At 69.5% G+C, this 17,818-nt stretch carries 19 protein-coding genes; 4 read left to right on the top strand and 15 right to left on the bottom strand.

Annotation, left to right across the window (positions count from 1 at the left end):
• Window positions 1–192: 192 nt before the first annotated feature.
• From recA to pgsA, 10 genes are all read right to left on the bottom strand, one after another.
• The gene (gene recA / locus ACZ6SF_RS00780; RefSeq protein WP_466059471.1) at window positions 193–1,230 is read right to left on the bottom strand and encodes a recombinase RecA; all 1,038 of its coding nucleotides are present in this window, start codon (window positions 1,228–1,230) and stop codon (window positions 193–195) included.
• A 173-nt stretch (window positions 1,231–1,403) separates the two neighbouring features.
• Window positions 1,404–1,598: a DUF3046 domain-containing protein gene (locus ACZ6SF_RS00775; RefSeq protein WP_466059470.1), complete on the bottom strand. Its 195-nt coding sequence runs from the start codon at window positions 1,596–1,598 to the stop codon at window positions 1,404–1,406.
• A gap of 43 nt (window positions 1,599–1,641) precedes the next feature.
• A complete protein-coding gene (locus tag ACZ6SF_RS00770) occupies window positions 1,642–2,805 on the bottom strand; it encodes a glycosyltransferase (RefSeq protein WP_466059469.1) in 1,164 nt (387 codons plus the stop codon).
• A gap of 450 nt (window positions 2,806–3,255) precedes the next feature.
• Entirely contained in the window at window positions 3,256–3,963 is a 708-nt protein-coding gene (locus ACZ6SF_RS00765) for a PIG-L deacetylase family protein (RefSeq protein ID WP_466061297.1), read from the bottom strand.
• 66 nt (window positions 3,964–4,029) lie between these two features.
• Complete coding sequence (locus ACZ6SF_RS00760; RefSeq protein ID WP_168443547.1) at window positions 4,030–4,203, bottom strand: hypothetical protein; 174 nt, start codon at window positions 4,201–4,203, stop codon at window positions 4,030–4,032.
• 105 nt (window positions 4,204–4,308) lie between these two features.
• Complete coding sequence (pspM, locus tag ACZ6SF_RS00755; protein WP_466059467.1) at window positions 4,309–5,253, bottom strand: phage shock envelope stress response protein PspM; 945 nt, start codon at window positions 5,251–5,253, stop codon at window positions 4,309–4,311.
• Window positions 5,254–5,283: 30 nt separating this feature from the next.
• Window positions 5,284–6,117, bottom strand: coding sequence for a phage shock protein PspA (pspA, locus tag ACZ6SF_RS00750; protein WP_466059466.1), 834 nt, complete (start codon window positions 6,115–6,117; stop codon window positions 5,284–5,286).
• A gap of 257 nt (window positions 6,118–6,374) precedes the next feature.
• Window positions 6,375–6,797, bottom strand: a complete 423-nt coding sequence (locus ACZ6SF_RS00745) for a helix-turn-helix domain-containing protein (protein WP_466059464.1) — start codon at window positions 6,795–6,797, stop codon at window positions 6,375–6,377.
• 125 nt (window positions 6,798–6,922) lie between these two features.
• Window positions 6,923–7,438, bottom strand: a complete 516-nt coding sequence (locus ACZ6SF_RS00740; RefSeq protein ID WP_466059462.1) for a CinA family protein — start codon at window positions 7,436–7,438, stop codon at window positions 6,923–6,925.
• Window positions 7,435–8,067, bottom strand: a complete 633-nt coding sequence (gene pgsA, locus ACZ6SF_RS00735) for a CDP-diacylglycerol--glycerol-3-phosphate 3-phosphatidyltransferase (protein WP_466061296.1) — start codon at window positions 8,065–8,067, stop codon at window positions 7,435–7,437. Before pgsA ends, ACZ6SF_RS00740 begins: the two co-directional genes overlap by 4 nt.
• 131 nt (window positions 8,068–8,198) lie before the next feature.
• Here pgsA and ACZ6SF_RS00730 point away from each other — a divergent pair, with 131 nt between their 5' ends.
• Together ACZ6SF_RS00730 and ACZ6SF_RS00725 are read left to right on the top strand one after the other, a co-directional pair.
• Window positions 8,199–8,750: an amino-acid N-acetyltransferase gene (locus ACZ6SF_RS00730; protein WP_466059460.1), complete on the top strand. Its 552-nt coding sequence runs from the start codon at window positions 8,199–8,201 to the stop codon at window positions 8,748–8,750.
• 69 nt (window positions 8,751–8,819) lie between these two features.
• Entirely contained in the window at window positions 8,820–9,104 is a 285-nt protein-coding gene (locus ACZ6SF_RS00725; protein ID WP_466059458.1) for a YciI family protein, read from the top strand.
• 45 nt (window positions 9,105–9,149) lie between these two features.
• Here ACZ6SF_RS00725 and ACZ6SF_RS00720 read toward each other — a convergent pair whose 3' ends face one another.
• The 3 genes from ACZ6SF_RS00720 to ACZ6SF_RS00710 all read right to left on the bottom strand — a co-directional run bounded on the left by ACZ6SF_RS00720 (window position 9,150) and on the right by ACZ6SF_RS00710 (window position 13,672).
• Window positions 9,150–10,154 carry a TerC family protein gene (locus tag ACZ6SF_RS00720; RefSeq protein ID WP_466059456.1) on the bottom strand — a complete coding sequence of 335 codons (1,005 nt, stop codon included), beginning with the start codon at window positions 10,152–10,154 and terminating at the stop codon, window positions 9,150–9,152.
• 135 nt (window positions 10,155–10,289) lie between these two features.
• Window positions 10,290–12,926: a DNA translocase FtsK gene (locus tag ACZ6SF_RS00715; RefSeq protein ID WP_466059454.1), complete on the bottom strand. Its 2,637-nt coding sequence runs from the start codon at window positions 12,924–12,926 to the stop codon at window positions 10,290–10,292.
• A gap of 122 nt (window positions 12,927–13,048) precedes the next feature.
• Window positions 13,049–13,672: a TIGR03085 family metal-binding protein gene (locus ACZ6SF_RS00710; protein ID WP_466059452.1), complete on the bottom strand. Its 624-nt coding sequence runs from the start codon at window positions 13,670–13,672 to the stop codon at window positions 13,049–13,051.
• Window positions 13,673–13,794: 122 nt separating this feature from the next.
• On the opposite strand from ACZ6SF_RS00710, the gene ACZ6SF_RS00705 reads away from it, so the two are divergent.
• Together ACZ6SF_RS00705 and ACZ6SF_RS00700 are read left to right on the top strand one after the other, a co-directional pair.
• A complete protein-coding gene (locus ACZ6SF_RS00705; protein WP_466059451.1) occupies window positions 13,795–14,190 on the top strand; it encodes a DUF4189 domain-containing protein in 396 nt (131 codons plus the stop codon).
• 68 nt (window positions 14,191–14,258) lie between these two features.
• Window positions 14,259–14,816 carry a WKL family lipoprotein gene (locus tag ACZ6SF_RS00700; RefSeq protein WP_466059449.1) on the top strand — a complete coding sequence of 186 codons (558 nt, stop codon included), beginning with the start codon at window positions 14,259–14,261 and terminating at the stop codon, window positions 14,814–14,816.
• 102 nt (window positions 14,817–14,918) lie between these two features.
• Here the strand turns inward: ACZ6SF_RS00700 and ACZ6SF_RS00695 are convergent, their stop codons facing one another.
• Window positions 14,919–16,892 carry a ribonuclease J gene (locus ACZ6SF_RS00695; protein ID WP_466059447.1) on the bottom strand — a complete coding sequence of 658 codons (1,974 nt, stop codon included), beginning with the start codon at window positions 16,890–16,892 and terminating at the stop codon, window positions 14,919–14,921.
• Window positions 16,889–17,797 (bottom strand): 4-hydroxy-tetrahydrodipicolinate synthase, encoded by a 909-nt coding sequence (gene dapA / locus ACZ6SF_RS00690; RefSeq protein ID WP_466059445.1) that lies wholly within the window; start codon window positions 17,795–17,797, stop codon window positions 16,889–16,891. Before dapA ends, ACZ6SF_RS00695 begins: the two co-directional genes overlap by 4 nt.
• Window positions 17,798–17,818 lie beyond the last annotated feature (21 nt).

Genomic DNA, 17,818 nt, shown 5'->3' with positions numbered 1-17,818 from the left:
CTTCCCGAACCGGAATCCGTTTCCCGGGCGCCGGCCGGACGAGTCCGCTGCGGATCGGACTCGTCCGGCCGGGTACCCCGGGCGGTACCGGTAACTCTCCCACCGGCGGCCAGGAGTTCCTCGAGACGCCGCCGCACCTGCGCCACCGGATCGGGCTCGCCGGGGCGGGCGGCTGCGCGTTCGTTCACCGGGTCAGAAATCGGCCGGGGTCTCCTCCGTCGCGGTCACATCCGCGCCGATCCCCAGCTTCTCCTTGATCTTCTTCTCGACCTCATCCCGGATATCGATGTTCTCCAGCAGGAATTTGCGAGCGTTCTCCTTACCCTGCCCGAGCTGATCGCCCTCGTAGGTGTACCAGGAGCCGGACTTGCGAATGAACCCGTGCTCCACACCCATATCGATCAGCGACCCCTCCTTGGAGATGCCGTGGCCGTAGAGGATATCGAACTCGGCCTGTTTGAACGGCGGCGAAACCTTGTTCTTCACCACCTTGACCCGGGTCCGGTTGCCCACCGCGTCACTGCCGTCCTTCAGCGTCTCGATCCGGCGCACATCCAGCCGCACGGACGCGTAGAACTTCAGCGCCTTACCACCGGTGGTGGTTTCGGGGGAACCGAACATGACGCCGATCTTCTCGCGCAACTGGTTGATGAAGATGGCGGTGGTACCGGAGTTGTTCAGGGCACTGGTCATCTTCCGCAGCGCCTGGCTCATCAGGCGGGCCTGCAGGCCGACATGGCTGTCGCCCATCTCGCCCTCGATCTCGGCGCGGGGCACCAGGGCGGCAACCGAGTCGATGACGATGATGTCGATGGCGCCGGAGCGCACGAGCATATCGGCGATCTCCAGGGCCTGCTCACCGGTATCCGGCTGGGAGACCAGCAGGGCATCGGTATCGACACCGAGTTTGGCGGCGTAGTCGGGATCGAGGGCGTGCTCGGCATCGATGAACGCGGCCACGCCGCCGAGCGCCTGCGCGTTGGCGACCGCGTGCAGCGCGACGGTGGTCTTACCCGAGGATTCCGGGCCGTAGACCTCCACGATCCGGCCGCGGGGCAGACCGCCGATACCGAGAGCGACATCGAGGGCGATGGAACCGGTCGGGATCACCGATACCGGCTGGCGGGCCTCTTCCCCGAGGCGCATCACCGCGCCCTTGCCGAAACTCTTCTCGACCTGCGCGAGCGCGAGTTCGAGGGCCTTGTCGCGGTCGTAGGGCTGTGGCGCCATTGTGTCTCCCCTTTTCACCGGGTGGGTGGTTGGTGTGGTTGGCGCCCACAGTAGAGGGCGGCACCGACAAGTTCGGGCCTCAGCCTAGACGAACAGGTGTTCGAGTCAAGCCACGCGCCCGCGCGTCGCCGAGGCCGCGCCCCACCAGGAGCGCCGAGGCTGAACCGCCCGGCTCACCACCGCGAACGCGGGACGTCGAATTCGGCGCACAGCGCGCGCCAGACCTCGCGCGGATCCACCCCGGCTTCGATTGCGGCAGCACCGGTCCGGCTGTCGAGAGCGAGGATGACGTGATCGCTGAGCAGAGTGTCACCCCGCGCCACGCCGAATTCGGTGTGCAAGAGTTCCTGGAATTCCGTCAACCGCACCGTGCACAAGATACCCGCCCCACCGTGACCCGGGGCGGCGCGGTCAGTGCGCCCGCACCGAGTCCAGCACACGATGGCAGATCGCCACCGGATCGGCCGAACCCGCGAGCCCCGCGGCCGCCGAGCGCGCCGCCGCCGTGAACCCGGGCTCGTCCAGCACCCGCAGGACCGCGTCGCGAACCGACTCCGCGGTCAGCGGGCGGACCAGCAGCGACGATCCCTGACGGGCCGCGCGATTGGCCAGTTCCCACTGGTCGCCACCGCCGGGCACAGTGACCACCGGCACCCCGGCGGACAGTGATTTCGCCAGCAGGCCGTGCCCACCGCCACCGACCACCACGGCGGCGTGCCGCAGCAGTTCGTCCTGGCGCCCGAGTCCCGCGGTCGCCCACGGCGGCAAAGGATCCGGCGGTTCATCGAGCATCGACACCGCCGCCCGGACCCCGGTGCCCTCCAAGGCGGTCAGCACCGTCTCGGCCATTCCCGCCACCCCCGTATGAGCGGTGGACGGCGCCACCATCACCAGCGGTCCGTCGCCGGGCGGCAATGCCAGCCGCCGATCGGTGGGCTCCCACAGCAGCGGCCCGATCACCTCGGCCTCCACCGGCCAATCCGGGCGGTCCACCTCCAATGCGGGCAGGGTCGCGATGAGCCGGGCGGCCGGTCCCGGATCCGCCGCGGGCAAACCCACACCGGCCCGCGCCATCTCCCGTTGCCGCTCCCCGGTGCGCACCGCCCGCGCGGTGAAGGTCCGCAGCACCGAATCCCGGACCCGGCCCCGCACCCCGGTCCCCGGCGCCAGCCCGCTCCCGATGGGCGGCAGGCCCTTCGACGGGAGATAGAGCGGATGGGGAGACAGCTCCACCCACGGCACCCGCAACCGTTCGGCGGCCATCCCGCCACCGGCGGTGAGCACATCCGAGACAACCAGTTCCGGCAGCATCGCGCCGAGTTCGGGAAGGATCTCGGTCGAGATATACGCGGCCCGTTGATGAATCCGCGCTCCCGCGTCGGCGTCGTCGTCGATCGGCCGCGGCGCCAGCCCCTTCAGCCGGCGCACCCCGATCCCCGCCGCCCGCGCGGCATCGAACCAGCGGGGACCGGTGAACAGGACCGGCTCGTCGCCCGCCTCCAGAAACCGCAGGCACAGCGCGATAGCGGGAAAGGCATGACCCGGATCGGGACCGGCGACGACAGCCACTCGCATCCGCTCAGCCTGCCACGCACCCCGCACGCACGCGCACACCGGGCTCGAATCTTGGAGCAGCTCCGCTGCTCGAGGTTCGGCCCTCCTGAGCGTCTGCTGTCAGCGCTCGAGACTCGTGGCTTCGCCACATGCGCTTCGAGCGCTGACAGCAGACGCGGGCCGAACCCTTTCCGGGCCTCGCGGGACTCGGGACCGAGGGGTGGCCCATCCACTGGATGCGCCCGGTCCGGATCGGAACCCGGTGGTGACGCCGGCACCGGACCGTGGCTACGGCCTGCGGGTGCCTCATGCGGGGATCCCGCGTCCTTATCCCGATGGTCGCATCCCGCCCCGGTGGGGCCCGCCCGGTTCTGGAGCGACCAGAGGGAGGGAGCGCAGCGACCGACCGCCGGGAGTGAAGAACCGGGATGTCAGGGCCCCACCCTCGAGGCGCGGAGCGCCTCCAAAATCTCAGAACGTGAAGAGCTCGAATCCGACCGCTCGTGCGGCGGGGAAACCGGTGACCGGCGCGGTGGTCATCTCGACCACCGCCCGCGCCTGGTCCGCCACGGGTTCCGGGCTCAGGACCTCCAGGTATCGGCGATGTTCGGCCAGTGACGCCTGTGCCCGGTCGACGGTATCGGTGACATCCACGCCGTGAGTGGCTCCCGTGGGTACCGCGACGGCGGCCCAGCGCGCCGTCCACGGCGCGAGATCGGCGATCTCGGGGAAGATCCATTCGTTGCCCGCGTCGGAGACCGCGTCGAGCCCGGCCCGGCCGACCGCGCGGTGGTCGGCACTGTTGACGAAGCCGGGCGCCCAGGTGGGCCCGAAATGGGCCAGTACCACCAGTTCCGGGCGATGCCGGCGGATCGCGGCGGCCAGATCGCGGCGCAGTGGCAGGCCGGCTTCGATCCGCCCGTCCGGATAGCCGAGGAATTCGACCTCGCGTACGCCCACGACCGCCGCCGACGCGCGTTCCTCGGCTTCCCGCAGCGGCCCGGATTCGGCGGGCGGCAGTCCGGCGATACCGGCCTCCCCGGAGGTGGCCAGTACGTACCGGACGTCTTTGCCCTGGCCGGTCCAGCGGGCCACCGCCGCGGCGACCCCGTACTCGATATCGTCGGGGTGCGCGACGATGACCAGCGCGCGCTGCCAGTCCTCGGGAAGATGCGGCATGCTCGTCATGCGATCATCGTGGCGCACCCGGCGCCCGAGGGGAAGCATGCCCGCATCGCGGCGCGGTCAGACCTTGGTGACGGTGTTGTCGTCCGAACCCGAAATCGCCTTGTAGAGCAGATACAGGCCGAAGACGACGGCACTGATCACGAGGATCGGGAACAGGCCTTTGATCAGGGCGCCGATCACTGCCAGTGCGATCCAGACGACGGCGACGACGCCGATGATCTTCCACAGCATTTTGCCTCCCAGCGGTTGTGCCTGCTTCGAGCATGACACCGCCGCATCGGGAAATCACCAGGTGAGAAGCGATATCCGGGGAAGATCAGGGTTATCCCCGAGACGTCAGGAACGAGCCTGACGGCGCACGGCCTCCGGTATCGGTTGCGGCCACTGCGTGCGGCCGGCGGCCGGTGGGAGCAGCCCCTCGGGGGCGCGGTCGGCGAGTTCGGTGAGCGCCTGGGCCCAGCCGTCCATCCGATCCGCGGCATGGCGGAGATCGGCGACGATACCGTCGAACCGGTAGCGCAGCGCACCCGTTTCGTCGACGGCCAGCACCCGGGTGGCCGCGGCCACCACCTGTTCGTATTCGGTGACGCCGCTGTCGAGCCGGGCCACGATCGACCTCAGGTTCTCATCGAGCCGGTGGACGTCGGCGGTATCGGCGAGATCGGCCGCGCCACCGCTCAGCGCCCGGATGGCGCCCTCCATGGTGGCGATATCGGTGGCCAGGGCGGTGAGTGCGGCGGAGCCCGACGCGGCGGTGGCCACCAGGTCCTCGAGTTCGTCGGCGGGGAGCCGGCGCGAACGCGCGATCTGACCGGCCACCTCGTGCAGCGCGCGTTCCGCCCGGGCCAGCCGTGCCATGGCGGGACGGGCGGCCGACCGGGCGGCGGGGAGTTTGCGGGGCATATGACCGGCCATGGGCAGCGGGGCGCGGCGCAATTGCAGATAGCGCCGGGTACTCAGGGCCGCGCCGGTGACCAGGGCGACCGCACCCCCGCCGAGAACCAGTACCGCCCAGGCGGGAGCGGACAGGATCACCAGGCCGACGGCGCCGGCGGTCGTGAGCCCGGAGGCGGTGCCCAGCCCGATACTGCGCCGCCGGGCGCGACGGCGCCTGCGGAGTTCACGTTCGCGCGGGTCCGCCCACCGGCGGACCGCGACGAGGGCGTTCTCCCCGGCTTCGCGCAGAGTTCCGGCGACGGCGGCCGCCTGGGGCGGCAGATCCGTCCAGGCCTGGGTGAATTCCCGGGACCCGGTCGGGAATCGGGGCCTGTCAGACTTCATCGCTGTCCTCGCCGAACTCTTGTGGAGCCGCTACTGCTGTGCGGTCTGGCCTTTGTTCATCTGGGGTTGGGGCTGGGCCGGTTCGGCCGCGGATTTACCGGCGTCGATGGCGGAGTTGTCACTACCGGCGGGCAGCGAATCGCCGCGCATGGAGGCCCGGATCTGCTCGAGCCGGCTGTGCCCGGCCATCTGGACGCTGGCCTGCTGGACCTCCAGCATGCGCCCCTGGACGGTGTTCTGGGCGAGTTCGGCCGATCCCAGCGCGGTGGCGTAGCGGCGTTCGATCTTCTCCCGCACCGCGTCCAGGCTCGGGACGCTGCCCGGTGCGGACAGGGTGCTGTCCATCTGCTGCAGGGAGGCGCTGACCTGCTCCTGCATCTTGGCCTGTTCGAGCTGGCTGAGCAGTTTGGTGCGCTCGGCGACCTTCTGCTGCAGCAGCATGGCGTTCTGCTCGACCGCCTTCTTGGCCTGGGAGGCGGCCTGCAGCGACTGGTCGTGCAGAACCTTGAGGTCTTCCACCGACTGTTCGGCGGTCACCAGCTGCGCGGCGAAGGCCTCGGCGGCGTTCGTGTACTGGATCGCCTTCTCGGTATCGCCGGCCGCGTTGGCCTGGTCGGCGAGGACGACGGCCTGGCGCGCGTTGGCGTTGAGCTTCTCGACCTCGTCGAGTTGCCGGTTGAGTTTCATCTCCAGCTGACGCTGGTTCCCGATCACCGAGGCGGCCTGCTGGGACAGGGCCTGGTGCTGGCGCTGAGCTTCTTCGATAGCCTGCTGAATCTGGACCTTCGGATCCGCGTGCTCCTCGATCTTGGAGTCGAAGAGGGCCATCAGATATTTCCAGGCCTTCGTAAACGGATTAGCCATCGGTTGATCCCGCCTCCATCTGCTGTGCCGCCTGGGCGACTCGGAGTGCGCGACCGTCACGCACTCGTATATGCCTATCCTCCACCATGCGACGCCCGGCACCGGCTACCGAACGACGCCGCGTCTCGCCCGGGGGCGGCCCGCGCCGACGCACGACGCACGGCCGGAGCGGACGTGGAGGTACGCCTCCTACGAATCTATCCGCTCCGGCGCGTCACGCGCATTGTCACGATCCGGTATACGCCGGCTATCACCGATCAGGCCGCTTCGACCAGCACCAACGGACCGTTCTTGGGCGCGGGGATGACGATCCGCGTATCCCCGTCCACCTGGGTCCGCGCGGACGCGGACGCCACGGCGGCGGCGGGTTCGGCAGGCGCCGCCGGTTCGGCCGGGGCGGGAGCGGGTTCGGCGGCCGCGGGAGCGGGAGCGCCCGTCACCGCGGGATCCTCGGCGGCGATGGCGGTGCCGACATCCCACAGCACCCGCGCGAGCGGGACATCGAGGGCTTCGCAGATGGCTGCCAGCAATTCGCTGGAGGCCTCCTTGCGTCCCCGCTCGACCTCGGAGAGGTAACCCAGGCTGACCCGGGCCGAGGTGGATACTTCGCGTAGGGTCCGGCTCTGGGCGAGGCGCGCACGCCGCAGACTGTCCCCGATCGCTTCTCGCAGCAGCGTCATCGAGTTCTCCTTCTCCCGGTAGGCTCGTCGCCCTGGTATGCCGCAGCCCACGGCACGCACGCGGTTCTCTCTTCGCACAACGTCGGAACCCGCCCCGGAGGTTCCCGGGCCGGACGCGGAATCGCTCACCCGGTGGGTGTTACGCCCCGCACGCACCGCAGCAGTTCCTGTACCGCGGTCCGCGTCGCTGTGAACCTGATATTCCACCGGTCGCCGGTGAGTTTCAACCGCATCACCTCGGTATGGCCGGGACCGGCCAGCCCGAGGAACACCGTGCCGACCTCGATCCCGTCCTGCGGATCGGGACCGGCGACCCCGGTGAGCGCCAGACCCCAGTCGGCGATACAGCGCGACCGCGCTCCCACCGCGAGCTGCTCGGCGGTGCTCGCCGCCACGGGGCCCTCGGCCGCCAGCACCTGCTCGTCGACCCCGGCGAGGCGATGTTTGAGATCGGTCGCGTAGACGACCAGTCCCCCGCGCAACACCGTGCTCGCGCCGGGCACCCCGGCGATCGTGGCCGAGACCAGCCCCGCCGTGAGCGATTCCGCGGTCGCCACCGTCTGCCCGCATTCGCGCAGCGCGGCCACCAGTTCGGCCGCGGCCGTCGGCGCGGTCAGCGGGCCGGCGTGGTCGCCGGTCATCCGCGGTTGCGGTGTGGTCCGGCGAGCCAGAGCCGGGCGGCCTGGCCCACGTAGTCCAATCCGGTGACCACGGTGAGCACCAACGCGATCCACATCAGCACCATTCCCGCGGTCGCGAACCCGCCGGACAACGGGAGCAGCAGCACACCGATCGCCACCGACTGCACCAGTGTCTTGACCTTGCCGCCCCGTCCGGCCGGGATCACCCCGCGGCGCACCACCGCCAGCCGCAACAGCGTGACACCGATCTCGCGGGCACAGATGACCACCGTCATCCACCACGGCAGGTCACCGAGCAGCGATAGCCCGATCAGGGCGGACCCGATCAGCGCCTTGTCGGCGATGGGGTCGGCCAGTTTGCCGAAATCGGTGACCAGCCCGTATTTGCGGGCGAGCTGACCGTCGAACCGGTCGGTCACGGCCGCGACCGCGAACAACGCGGTCGCGGCGATCCGCCACCCGGTCTGGTGCCCGCCGCCGGCGAAGAGCGCCAGGACGAACAGCGGCACCAGCGCGATCCGGACCATGGTGAGGATATTGGCGATATTGAGCAGCGGGACCGCCGATTCCGCCGGTGCCGGGGCCAGGCCGCCGCGTAACGACGCGGGCGCGGCCAATCGCCGGTCCATCTCCTCGGGGTGCACGCTCATGGCCGCCTCTGCGCCGACGCGCGGCGACGGGCGCGCGGGGTCGAGCGGGAGAACGGGATGTGCGGCACACACTCAGCCTATCGGTAGCGCGGCCGACTACTGTGCACCCCATGACCTCACGGGGACCAGTGGGTGGTCCGACCAGCGCAGCGCCCGGTACGCAGACCGCCGCCGTGCGGGTGCGACGCGCCCGCACCTCCGACGTTCCGGCGATCAAATCGCTGGTCGACGTGTACGCCGGTCGCATCCTGCTGGAGAAGAACCTCGTCAACCTGTACGAATCGGTGCAGGAGTTCTGGATCGCCGAACTGGGCGACCGGGTCGTGGGCTGTGGTGCGCTGCATGTGCTGTGGGCCGACCTCGGCGAGGTGCGCACGGTGGCGGTGCTGCCGGATGTGAAGGGTCACGGTGTGGGCAAGCTCATCGTCGAGCATCTCGTCGAAGTGGCCCGGGAGCTGGAGCTGAGCCGGCTGTTCGTACTGACCTTCGAGGTGGAGTTCTTCGCCCGGCACGGATTCGCCGAGATCGACGGCACCCCGGTGACCGCCGAGGTGTACGCGGAGATGTGCCGGTCCTACGACACCGGTGTCGCCGAGTTCCTCGATCTCAGTTATGTGAAACCGAACACTCTCGGCAACACCAGGATGCTGCTCACCCTCTGATCCCATCCCGGGAATCGCGGCCGTCCCCTGGCGCACCGGCCGCGGCGATCCGCGCACTAGAGTCGTCCCGTGCCGATCTTCGCAGTCCACTACACCTATTCCGACGTCACGATCACCGAGCGCGACGCCCACCGCCCGCGGCATCGGGCCTGGCTGGCCGAGCGCCTCGCGGCCGGGCAACTGCTCAGTAGCGGACCGTACCCGGACGGTTCCGGCGCCCTGCTGCTTTTCCGGGCCCCGGACGCCGGGGATCTCGACGACCTGCTGCGCCGGGATCCGTTCGCCGAAGAGGGCCTCATCGACGCGGTCCGGGCGGTCGCGTGGCAACCCGTGATGGGCGCCTTCAGCGACTGACCGGCGCGGGTACCGGCCGGGCGCGGCCCGGCCGGTACCGCCGGCTCACTCCTGCGGGCCGGACGCGGGCTCCGGCTTGGCGCGGCCGCGGGTCTTCAGCAGGCTGGCCACCGTCGCGACGACCAGGATGCCGAGGATCACCGACAGCGACAGACCGGTCGAGATCTCCGGGACGCTCACATGTTCGCCGCCGTTGATGAACGGCAGGGTGTTCTCGTGCAGGGCGTGCAGGACGAGTTTCACGCCGATGAAGGCCAGGATCGCGGCCAATCCGTAGGACAGGTACACCAGGCGGTCCAGCAGCCCGCCGATCAGGAAGTACAGCTGGCGCAGCCCCATCAACGCGAAGGCGTTGGCGGTGAAGACGATGTAGGGCTCCTCGGTGAGGCCGTAGATCGCCGGAATCGAATCGAGCGCGAACAGCAGATCGGCGAAGCCGATGGCCAGCAGGGCCAGCAGCATCGGGGTCACCGCGCGCCGGCCGTCGATACGGGTGATCAGTTTGTCGCCGTCGTAGGTCTCGGTCGTCGGCACCAGCCGCTTGGTGAGCCGGACGATACGACTGTCGCGTTTCTGCTCCTCCTCGACCTCGTGGCCGCTCTCCCGCAGCAGTTTCACCGCGGTGTAGACCAGGAACAGGCCGAACAGATAGAACACCCAGCTGAAGGCGCTGATCGCCGCGGCGCCCACGGCGATGAACACGCCGCGCATCGCCAGCGCCACCACGATGCCGATCAGCAGCACCTTCTGCTGGTAGATCCGGGGCACCGCGAAGGTGGACATGATGATCAGGAAGATGAACAGGTTGTCCACCGAGAGCGCTTTCTCGGTGACGAAACCGGCGTAGTACTCGCCGGCGAAGGTTCCGCCCCAGTTCCAGGCGATCACACCACCGAAGGCCAGGGCCAGGCCGATGTACACCGCGGACCAGAAGCCGGACTCACGGAACGTGGGCTCGTGCGGTGTCCGCACATGGGCGAAGAAGTCGAAAACGAACAGGCCGAGGATCACCACGATGGTGATCCCCCACACGAGAGCGCTTACCTGCATGCGGCGTTCCGATCAGCAGTACGAGTCATGCTCCTAATCATGCCCGATATGCCCGATTCCTTCGGGCCGCGGGGGTGGTCGCCGAACATCGTCGCATATCCGGGCCTCGCCCGGCCGCCTCCCGAGTGCCGCGCGTCACGCTCCGCCGGATTCGGGCGGCGGTTCGTCCCCGCCGCCGCGGATCGACCACAGCAGACCGTCCAGCTCGTCGGGTTTGATCAGCACATCGCGCGCCTTGGACCCCTCGCTGGGCCCCACGACGCCGCGCGTCTCCATCAGATCCATCAGCCTCCCGGCCTTGGCGAACCCGACCCGCAGTTTGCGCTGCAGCATCGAGGTCGACCCGAACTGCGAGGTGACCACGAGTTCCACGGCCTGCAGGAAAACGTCCAGGTCTTCGCCGATATCCGGATCGACATCCTTCTTCTCCCCGGCCTTGGCGGCGGTGACACCCTCGGTGTAGTCCGGTTCGGCCTGGTTCTTGGTGAACTCGACCACTCCGTGGATCTCGTCGTCGCCGATGAACGCGCCCTGCAGCCGGGTCGGTTTACCCGCGCCCATCGGCAGGAAGAGGCCGTCGCCCATTCCGATGAGCTTCTCGGCGCCGGGCTGATCGAGGATCACGCGGGAGTCGGTGAGCGAGGAGGTCGCGAAGGCCAGGCGGGAGGGCACATTGGTCTTGATCAGCCCGGTCACCACATCCACCGACGGCCGCTGGGTCGCCAGCACCAGGTGGATACCGGCGGCGCGCGCCTTCTGGGTGATCCGGACGATGGCGTCCTCGACATCGCGCGGCGCGGTCATCATGAGATCGGCGAGTTCGTCGACGATGGCCAGGATGTAGGGATAGGGACGGTAGACCCGCTCGCTGCCCAGCGGCGTGGTGATGGCCCCGGATTTCACCTTCCGGTTGAAATCGTCGATATGGCGGACCTTGCTGGCCTGCATGTCCTGGTACCGCTGTTCCATCTCCTCGACCAGCCAGGACAGCGCCGCGGCGGCCTTCTTCGGCTGGGTGATGATGGGCGTGATGAGATGCGGGATGCCCTCGTAGGGGGTCAGCTCCACCATCTTCGGATCGATCAGGATCATCCGGACCTCGTCCGGCGTGGCCCGCTGCAGCAGCGAGACCAGCATCGAGTTCACGAAACTCGATTTACCGGAACCGGTGGAACCGGCCACCAGCAGATGCGGCATCTTGGCCAGATTCGCCGCGACGAATTCGCCCTCGATGTTCTTGCCGAGCCCGATCACCAGCGGATGGTGGTCGTTACGAGTGGCCGGAGCCTTGAGTACGTCGGCCAGCCGCACCAGTTCGCGATCGGAGTTGGGCACCTCGATACCGACCGCGGATTTCCCCGGGATCGGCGCAAGCAAGCGCACGTTCTCGGTGGCCACGGCATAGGCGATATTGCGGGTCAGCGCGGTGATCTTCTCGACCTTCACCCCGGGCCCGAGCTCCACCTCGTAGCGGGTGACCGTCGGGCCCCGCACGAATCCGGTCACCGCCGCGTCGATTTTGAACTGCACCAGGACCTCGGTGATCGCCTCGATCATCGATTCGTTGGCGGCGCTGCGTTTACGCGGCGGATCGCCGTCGACGAGCAGGTTCATCGGCGGCAAGGTGTAGTCGCCCTCGGGGGCGCGGTCGGCGACGAACTCCGGTTCCGGCGGGGGCGGCGGAGTCTGATCGATCGGCGCGGGAGCGGCGGATTTGCGGGCACGCCGGGCCGGCGGGCCCTCGGGTTCGGGCGCCGCGGCGATCGGTTTGGCCTCGCGCAGGGGCGGCTCGCCCGGACCGCCGTCCGCGCCGGGCCCGCCGAACTCGTCGGCCGGGTAGTTCTCCGCCGGCGACCGTCTACGCCGGCGTGACCTGGTCGGCGAAGCACCGGACCCGGAATCGAATTCGTCCACGGGGTCGTAGCCGTCGCGATAGTCCGGATCGTCGGCGAGGGGCGGCGCACCGAAGAACTCGCGCAGCCGCTGCGGTGCCTCCCGCACCGTGGTGCCGGTGACCAGCAGCAGACCGAACACCATCGCCAACAGCAGAATCGGTACCGACAGCCACGCCGTGAGCCCGTCGGTGAGTGGGCCGCCCAGCACGAAACCGGTGAAACCCGCGGCGTCGGCGCGGCCCGCGGCATCCGACGGCGCGCCGTCGGCGATATGCCAGAGCCCGAGGAAGGGCAGGCCCATGAGCAGACCGCCGAGCACCAGCCGGGGCCTGATCTCGGGATCGGGTTCGGTGCGCATCAGCACCACCGCGATCCCGGAGGCCACGAACGGCAGCACCGCCGACGCCGACCCGGTGATCGCCCGGATGATGCCCTCCACCCAGTGCCCGATCGGTCCCCCGGCCGACAGCCAGACCGCGGCCGCGATCACCGCGCTCGCCGCGATCAGGCCGAGGGCGATCCCGTCCCGCCGGTGCCCGTGCTCGATATCCCCGGCCCGGCTCAGGGCCCGGGTGGTGGCGCCGAGCCCGCGCGCGGCCATCGTCCAGCCGCCGGTGACCATCCGGCCGAAGACGGCCAGGGGTGCGGTATCGGAGCGCCGGGCCGGCGCGGGCCGCCGGGCCGGGCGCCGGGCCCGGGCCCCCGCCGCGGGCCCGGGGGCCGCTTTCCGGGTGGTCTTGCGGGGCGCACCACCTGCCCGTGCCGAACTCGCCGCCTGGCGCGAACTGCCCGAACGAGAACGCGCCGCGGTCGTCCGCCCCCGAGCCGATCCCGCCCGCGCACCCGGTGTGGTCGTGCCGCGGGACTTACCTGCCATGGGCTCAGGCTAGCCGCAACAACCCCATCAGGACCATCCGCAACACTGGTACCGGCCGTGACGATGGCCCGAATCGCCGCCGTCCACGAGTCCGGAACCGGCCCGGCGGAGCCCGCCCGGGCTCAGATCGAACGGTCGAGTTCGAGCACCGTGCGCACCGCATCGGGATCGCCGGCGCTCTCGATCCGGACCTGCTCGCGTCCGAAGGCGTGCAGCAGTAATTCGGCGGGAGGCCCGGTCAGGGTCACCGCCGGACCGTCGCCGCCGCCGACCCGCACGCTGTCGCCGTCCGGTGTCGTGAGTTCCACCGGGACCGGCGATTTGCGGTACGCCAGCTTGGCCATCCGCCGCAGTGTCGCCCACAGGCTGCGCTGGTCCTCGGCGGACAGCTCCCGCGGCTCCCAGCCGGGCCGCGCGCGGCGCACATCCTCGTGGTGGACGAACATCTCGCTCAGATTGGCGACGGCGTCCACCGGACGCAGCGGCGACCACCACGGTGGACCGGTGCGCACCTGTTCGAGCAGATCGGGAAACGGCCGCTGCGCGGCCTTGTTCTGCACTCTCTCGAGATATCCGGCGAACGCACGCACCATGATGCCCGGAGCGGCGTCGGGACGACGCTCCCGTACCACCAGATGCGCGGCCAGATCTCGTACCGTCCACTGCCCGCACAGGGTGCCGGCCTCGGGGCCGGCGTCCCGCATCGATTCGACCAGTGCACGGCGTTCACGCTGAGCCATGTTCACACGATGAATCTAGCCGAGACCCGGCCGCAGGGGAGGCGCCGAACACCGAACCGGTTGCTCTGCGACAGAAGTGCTCTGTACTTTGTCACTCGGTCCATAGGGTCGTGGACCTAAAATCACAGATGGGAACACCTTTGAAGAAGATGCTCACCGTTGCCGCCGTTCTGGTGGCGACCATCGGTTCGTTGCTCGCCGCCTCGGTGACACCCGCGCACGCCCAGTACAACAGCTACTACGGCGCTATCGCGGTCTCGGTGTCGACCGGCAACTACGGGTGGTCCTACGACTACGACAGCTACTCCGAGGCCGAGCAGGCCGCGGTGGACAGCTGCGCGGCGGGCGATTGCGTCGCCAAGATCTCCTGGCGCAACGGCTGTGGCGCACTGGCGGTTTCGGACAACTGGCTCAGCTACGGCTCCGGCGCCACTCGGTCGGCGGCGCGTTCGGAGGCGCTGGCCAACAACCCGGGCAACGCCTACATCGAACACTGGAACTGCACTTCCGGCTACGACCTGTGAGTTCGTACCGTCCAGACCGACCGGCCGGCGCCGAATTCGCCGACAACACTCGTAGGGGAATCAGAACTGTGAAAATCCGTCCAATCCGGGTCGTGGCCGCCGTGACGATGGCCGCCGCCGCCCTCACCTTCACCGCCTGCTCGTCCACCGAGGAGACCTCGACCGGCTCCGCCACCACCACCGAGGCGGCCGCGGAGTTCGAATCGGGGAAGACCCAGGACGGCCGGGAAGAGGGCAAGGCGCCCACCACCACTCCGGCGCCGAACCTGCCCAAGCCCACCGCCGAGGAACTCAACGACAAGATCAACCGGGCACTCGACGGCTCGGTCGGCGAGGACGAGAAGCTGGCCTGGATCGAAGACGCCGAACAGGATCCGCAGCTGGTCGACAAGCTGGTCGAGGCGGCGAAGAAGAACGAGGTCACCGTCAAGATCACCAATGTCGGCGATCCCGTCGACGGCAAGGTGACCGCCGACGCCGATGTCACCATCGGCGGCGCCCCGGTGGAGAACGCGACGGTCGACTTCGTGGCCGAGGGCGATCAGTGGAAGATCGCGCACGGATTCGCCTGCAATATCGTGAAATCCGCGCAGCTGGATTCGGCGGCCTGCCAGGCCGACTCCTGATCCACGCGTAGGCACCGAGAGAACCGCCGGCGGGCCCGAAGGCCCGCCGGCGGTTCTTTTTCGTCTCCGGGCCGAGTGGTTTCCCCCGCGGACCGGCAGGTGTCAGACGCCGAGCACGGTCGGCACGATCATGGGCCGGCGACGGTAGGTCTCGGCGACCCAGCGGCCCACCATGCGCCGGACGGCCTGCGCGATGCGATGGGTATCGGTGACGCCCTCGCCGGCCAGCCGCAGCAGTTCGGCCTCCACGAGTTCGGCCGCCGCCGCCAGCGCGGTGGGGTCGTCGGAGAACCCACGACCGCTCACCTCCGGCGGGCTCACCGCCTTACCGGTGGTGGTGTCGATGGCGACGGTGATGGCGATGAACCCGCCCTCGCCCAGCACCAGCCGGTCCGACAGCGTGGACTCGCCGACATCGCCGACCGAGAGACCGTCGACATACACATGGCCGACCGGCACCCGTCCGACGATCGAGGCGATTCCGTCGACCAGATCCACCACCACACCGTCTTCGGCGAGCACCACCCGGTCCTCGGGCACGCCGGTGGCGACCGCCAGGGCCGCGTTGGCGCGCAGATGCCGCCATTCGCCGTGGACGGGCATGGCGTTGGTCGGGCGGACCGCGTTGTACAGGTAGAGCAGTTCCCCGGCCGAGGCGTGCCCGGAGACGTGGACCTTCGCGTTCTGCTGGGTGATCACCGTGGCGCCCAGCCGGGCGAGCCCGTTGACGACGGTGAACACCGAGTTCTCGTTACCCGGGATGAGCGAGGACGCCAGCACCACGAGATCGTCGGCGCGGATATGGATCTGGCGGTGATCGCCGCGCGCCATCCGCGACAGCGCCGAGAGCGGTTCGCCCTGCGAGCCGGTGGAGATGAGCACCAGTTTGTCGCCGGGCAGGGTGGCGGCCTGGTCGAGATCGACCACCAGCCCGTCCGGCACCGTCAGGTATCCCAGATCCTGGGCGATCTGCATATTGCGCACCATGGACCGGCCGACGAAGCACACCCGGCGGCCGTACTTCTGCGCCACATCCACGACCTGCTGGATCCGGTGCACATGGCTGGCGAACGAGGCGACGATGACCCTGTTGCGGGCCTTGCCGATCACGGTGTCCAGGACGCCGCCGATCTCCCGCTCCGGGGTGACGAAACCGGGTACCTCGGCATTGGTGGAGTCCACCAGGAACAGGTCCACACCCTCGTCACCGAGACGCGAGAAACCGGCGAGGTCGGTGAGGCGGCCGTCGAGCGGCAGCTGGTCGAGTTTGATGTCGCCGGTGTGCAGCACGGTTCCGGCCGGGGTGCGGATGGCCACCGCCAGCGCATCGGGAATCGAGTGGTTGACCGCGAAGTACTCGCAGTCGAACGGACCGTGCTCGGTGCGCTCCCCCTCGGTGACCTCGATCAGGCGCGGATGCAGCCGGTGTTCCCGGCATTTCGCGGCGACCAGCGCGAGCGTGAATTTGGAGCCGACCACGGGGATATCGGGGCGCAGCCGCAGCAGGAACGGCACGGCGCCGATATGGTCCTCGTGCCCGTGGGTGAGGACCACCGCGGCCACATCGTCGATGCGGTCCTCGATCGGCCGGAAATCGGGCAGGATCAGGTCCACACCGGGCTGCTGGTCCTCCGGGAACAGCACCCCGCAGTCGACGACGAGCAGTTTCCCGCCGAACTCGAACACGGTCATATTGCGGCCGATTTCGCCGATACCACCGAGCGCGAAAACCCGGAGACCCTGGCGGGGGAGTTTCGGCGGTAGCCCGAGCCGGTCCTGGGCCACGGATTCCGGGGTGACCGCGGGCGCCGAGCGCGCGGATTCCGCCCGGCCACGACCGCCCTGACGGCCACCACGGCCGCGGCGCGGACGTTCCTTGGCGGCGCGATTCTCCGGGGCGGCAGCGGTTTCCACGGCCGGTTCCGGAGCGGGCGGCGCGGCGGCCTCGACCGGGGGGCGCACCGGTTCGGCGGCCGGCGGCGGTGCCGGTTCGGCCTGCGGCTCGGGTGCGGGAGCGGGAGCTCCGGCGTCGCGGCGCGCGGAGCGGCGGGGACGGCGGGCAGTGGGTTCGCTCATTCGAGAACCCCGGCGGCACGCAGATCGGCGGCCAGATCCTCGAGTTGTTCGGGACTCGGCATCACCTGCGGCAACCGCGGTTCGCCGACCTCCACACCGAGCAACCGCAGACCGCCCTTCGTCATCGCGACGCCACCGAGCCGGGCCATCGCGGCATTGAGCCACAGCAGGCTGGTGTTGATATCGCGGGCGCGCACCACATCACCGGCGGTGTAGGCGTCGACCATCTCGCGCAGCCGCTCGGGCACCAGATGCCCGATCACGCTGATGAATCCGACGGCACCCATCGCCAGCCACGGCAGGTTCAACATATCGTCGCCGGAGTAGAAGGCGAGATCGGTTTCGGCGATGAGCGCCGCGCCCGCGTTCAGATCGCCTTTGGCGTCCTTCACGGCGACGATGCGCGGATGCTCGGCGAGGCGCCGGATCGTATCGGAGGCGATCGGGACCACCGATCTGGGTGGGATGTCGTAGAGGGTCACCGGGAGGTCGGTGGCGTCGGCGACCGCCGTGAAGTGGGCGAACAACCCTTCCTGGGTGGGCCGCGAGTAGTACGGGGTGACGACCAGCAGGCCGTGCGCGCCCGCGCGCTGGGCGTTGCGGGCCAGTTCGATGGAGTGGGCGGTGTCGTAGGTGCCGGCGCCGGCGATCACGGTGGCGCGGTTGCCGACCGCGTCGACGACGGCGCGCAGCAGGTCCGCCTTCTCCGATTCGGTGGTGGTGGGCGATTCGCCGGTGGTGCCGGAGATCGCCAGCAGGTCGACTCCCCGGTCGACCAGACGGTGTGCCAGGGCGACGCCGGTGTCTATGTCGAGCTTGCCCTCGGCGCTGAAGGGGGTCACCATCGCGACACCTACTGTGCCGGACGCGCTCGAGACCGGAGGCATCGATTCACCGTTCGTCATGGTCAGAAAGGCTACCCGGTC

This window comes from Nocardia sp. NPDC049935 (assembly GCF_055586645.1).
Note: the sequence above shows the minus strand (reverse complement) of the source record. Positions and strands in the feature narration are given on the sequence as shown.

Bases quoted from the DNA above. Each gene is read 5' to 3' on its own strand.
- recA (WP_466059471.1), bottom strand. From the start codon at position 1,230: ATGGCGCCACAGCCCTACGACCGCGACAAGGCCCTCGAACTCGCGCTC.
- ACZ6SF_RS00770 (WP_466059469.1), bottom strand. From the start codon at position 2,805: ATGCGAGTGGCTGTCGTCGCCGGTCCCGATCCGGGTCATGCCTTTCCC.
- ACZ6SF_RS00765 (WP_466061297.1), bottom strand. From the start codon at position 3,963: ATGCCGCATCTTCCCGAGGACTGGCAGCGCGCGCTGGTCATCGTCGCG.
- ACZ6SF_RS00760 (WP_168443547.1), bottom strand. From the start codon at position 4,203: ATGCTGTGGAAGATCATCGGCGTCGTCGCCGTCGTCTGGATCGCACTG.
- pspM (WP_466059467.1), bottom strand. From the start codon at position 5,253: ATGAAGTCTGACAGGCCCCGATTCCCGACCGGGTCCCGGGAATTCACC.
- pspA (WP_466059466.1), bottom strand. From the start codon at position 6,117: ATGGCTAATCCGTTTACGAAGGCCTGGAAATATCTGATGGCCCTCTTC.
- ACZ6SF_RS00745 (WP_466059464.1), bottom strand. From the start codon at position 6,797: ATGACGCTGCTGCGAGAAGCGATCGGGGACAGTCTGCGGCGTGCGCGC.
- ACZ6SF_RS00740 (WP_466059462.1), bottom strand. From the start codon at position 7,438: ATGACCGGCGACCACGCCGGCCCGCTGACCGCGCCGACGGCCGCGGCC.
- pgsA (WP_466061296.1), bottom strand. From the start codon at position 8,067: ATGGACCGGCGATTGGCCGCGCCCGCGTCGTTACGCGGCGGCCTGGCC.
- ACZ6SF_RS00730 (WP_466059460.1), top strand. From the start codon at position 8,199: ATGACCTCACGGGGACCAGTGGGTGGTCCGACCAGCGCAGCGCCCGGT.
- ACZ6SF_RS00720 (WP_466059456.1), bottom strand. From the start codon at position 10,154: ATGCAGGTAAGCGCTCTCGTGTGGGGGATCACCATCGTGGTGATCCTC.
- ACZ6SF_RS00715 (WP_466059454.1), bottom strand. From the start codon at position 12,926: ATGGCAGGTAAGTCCCGCGGCACGACCACACCGGGTGCGCGGGCGGGA.
- ACZ6SF_RS00705 (WP_466059451.1), top strand. From the start codon at position 13,795: ATGGGAACACCTTTGAAGAAGATGCTCACCGTTGCCGCCGTTCTGGTG.
- ACZ6SF_RS00695 (WP_466059447.1), bottom strand. From the start codon at position 16,892: ATGAGCGAACCCACTGCCCGCCGTCCCCGCCGCTCCGCGCGCCGCGAC.
- dapA (WP_466059445.1), bottom strand. From the start codon at position 17,797: ATGACGAACGGTGAATCGATGCCTCCGGTCTCGAGCGCGTCCGGCACA.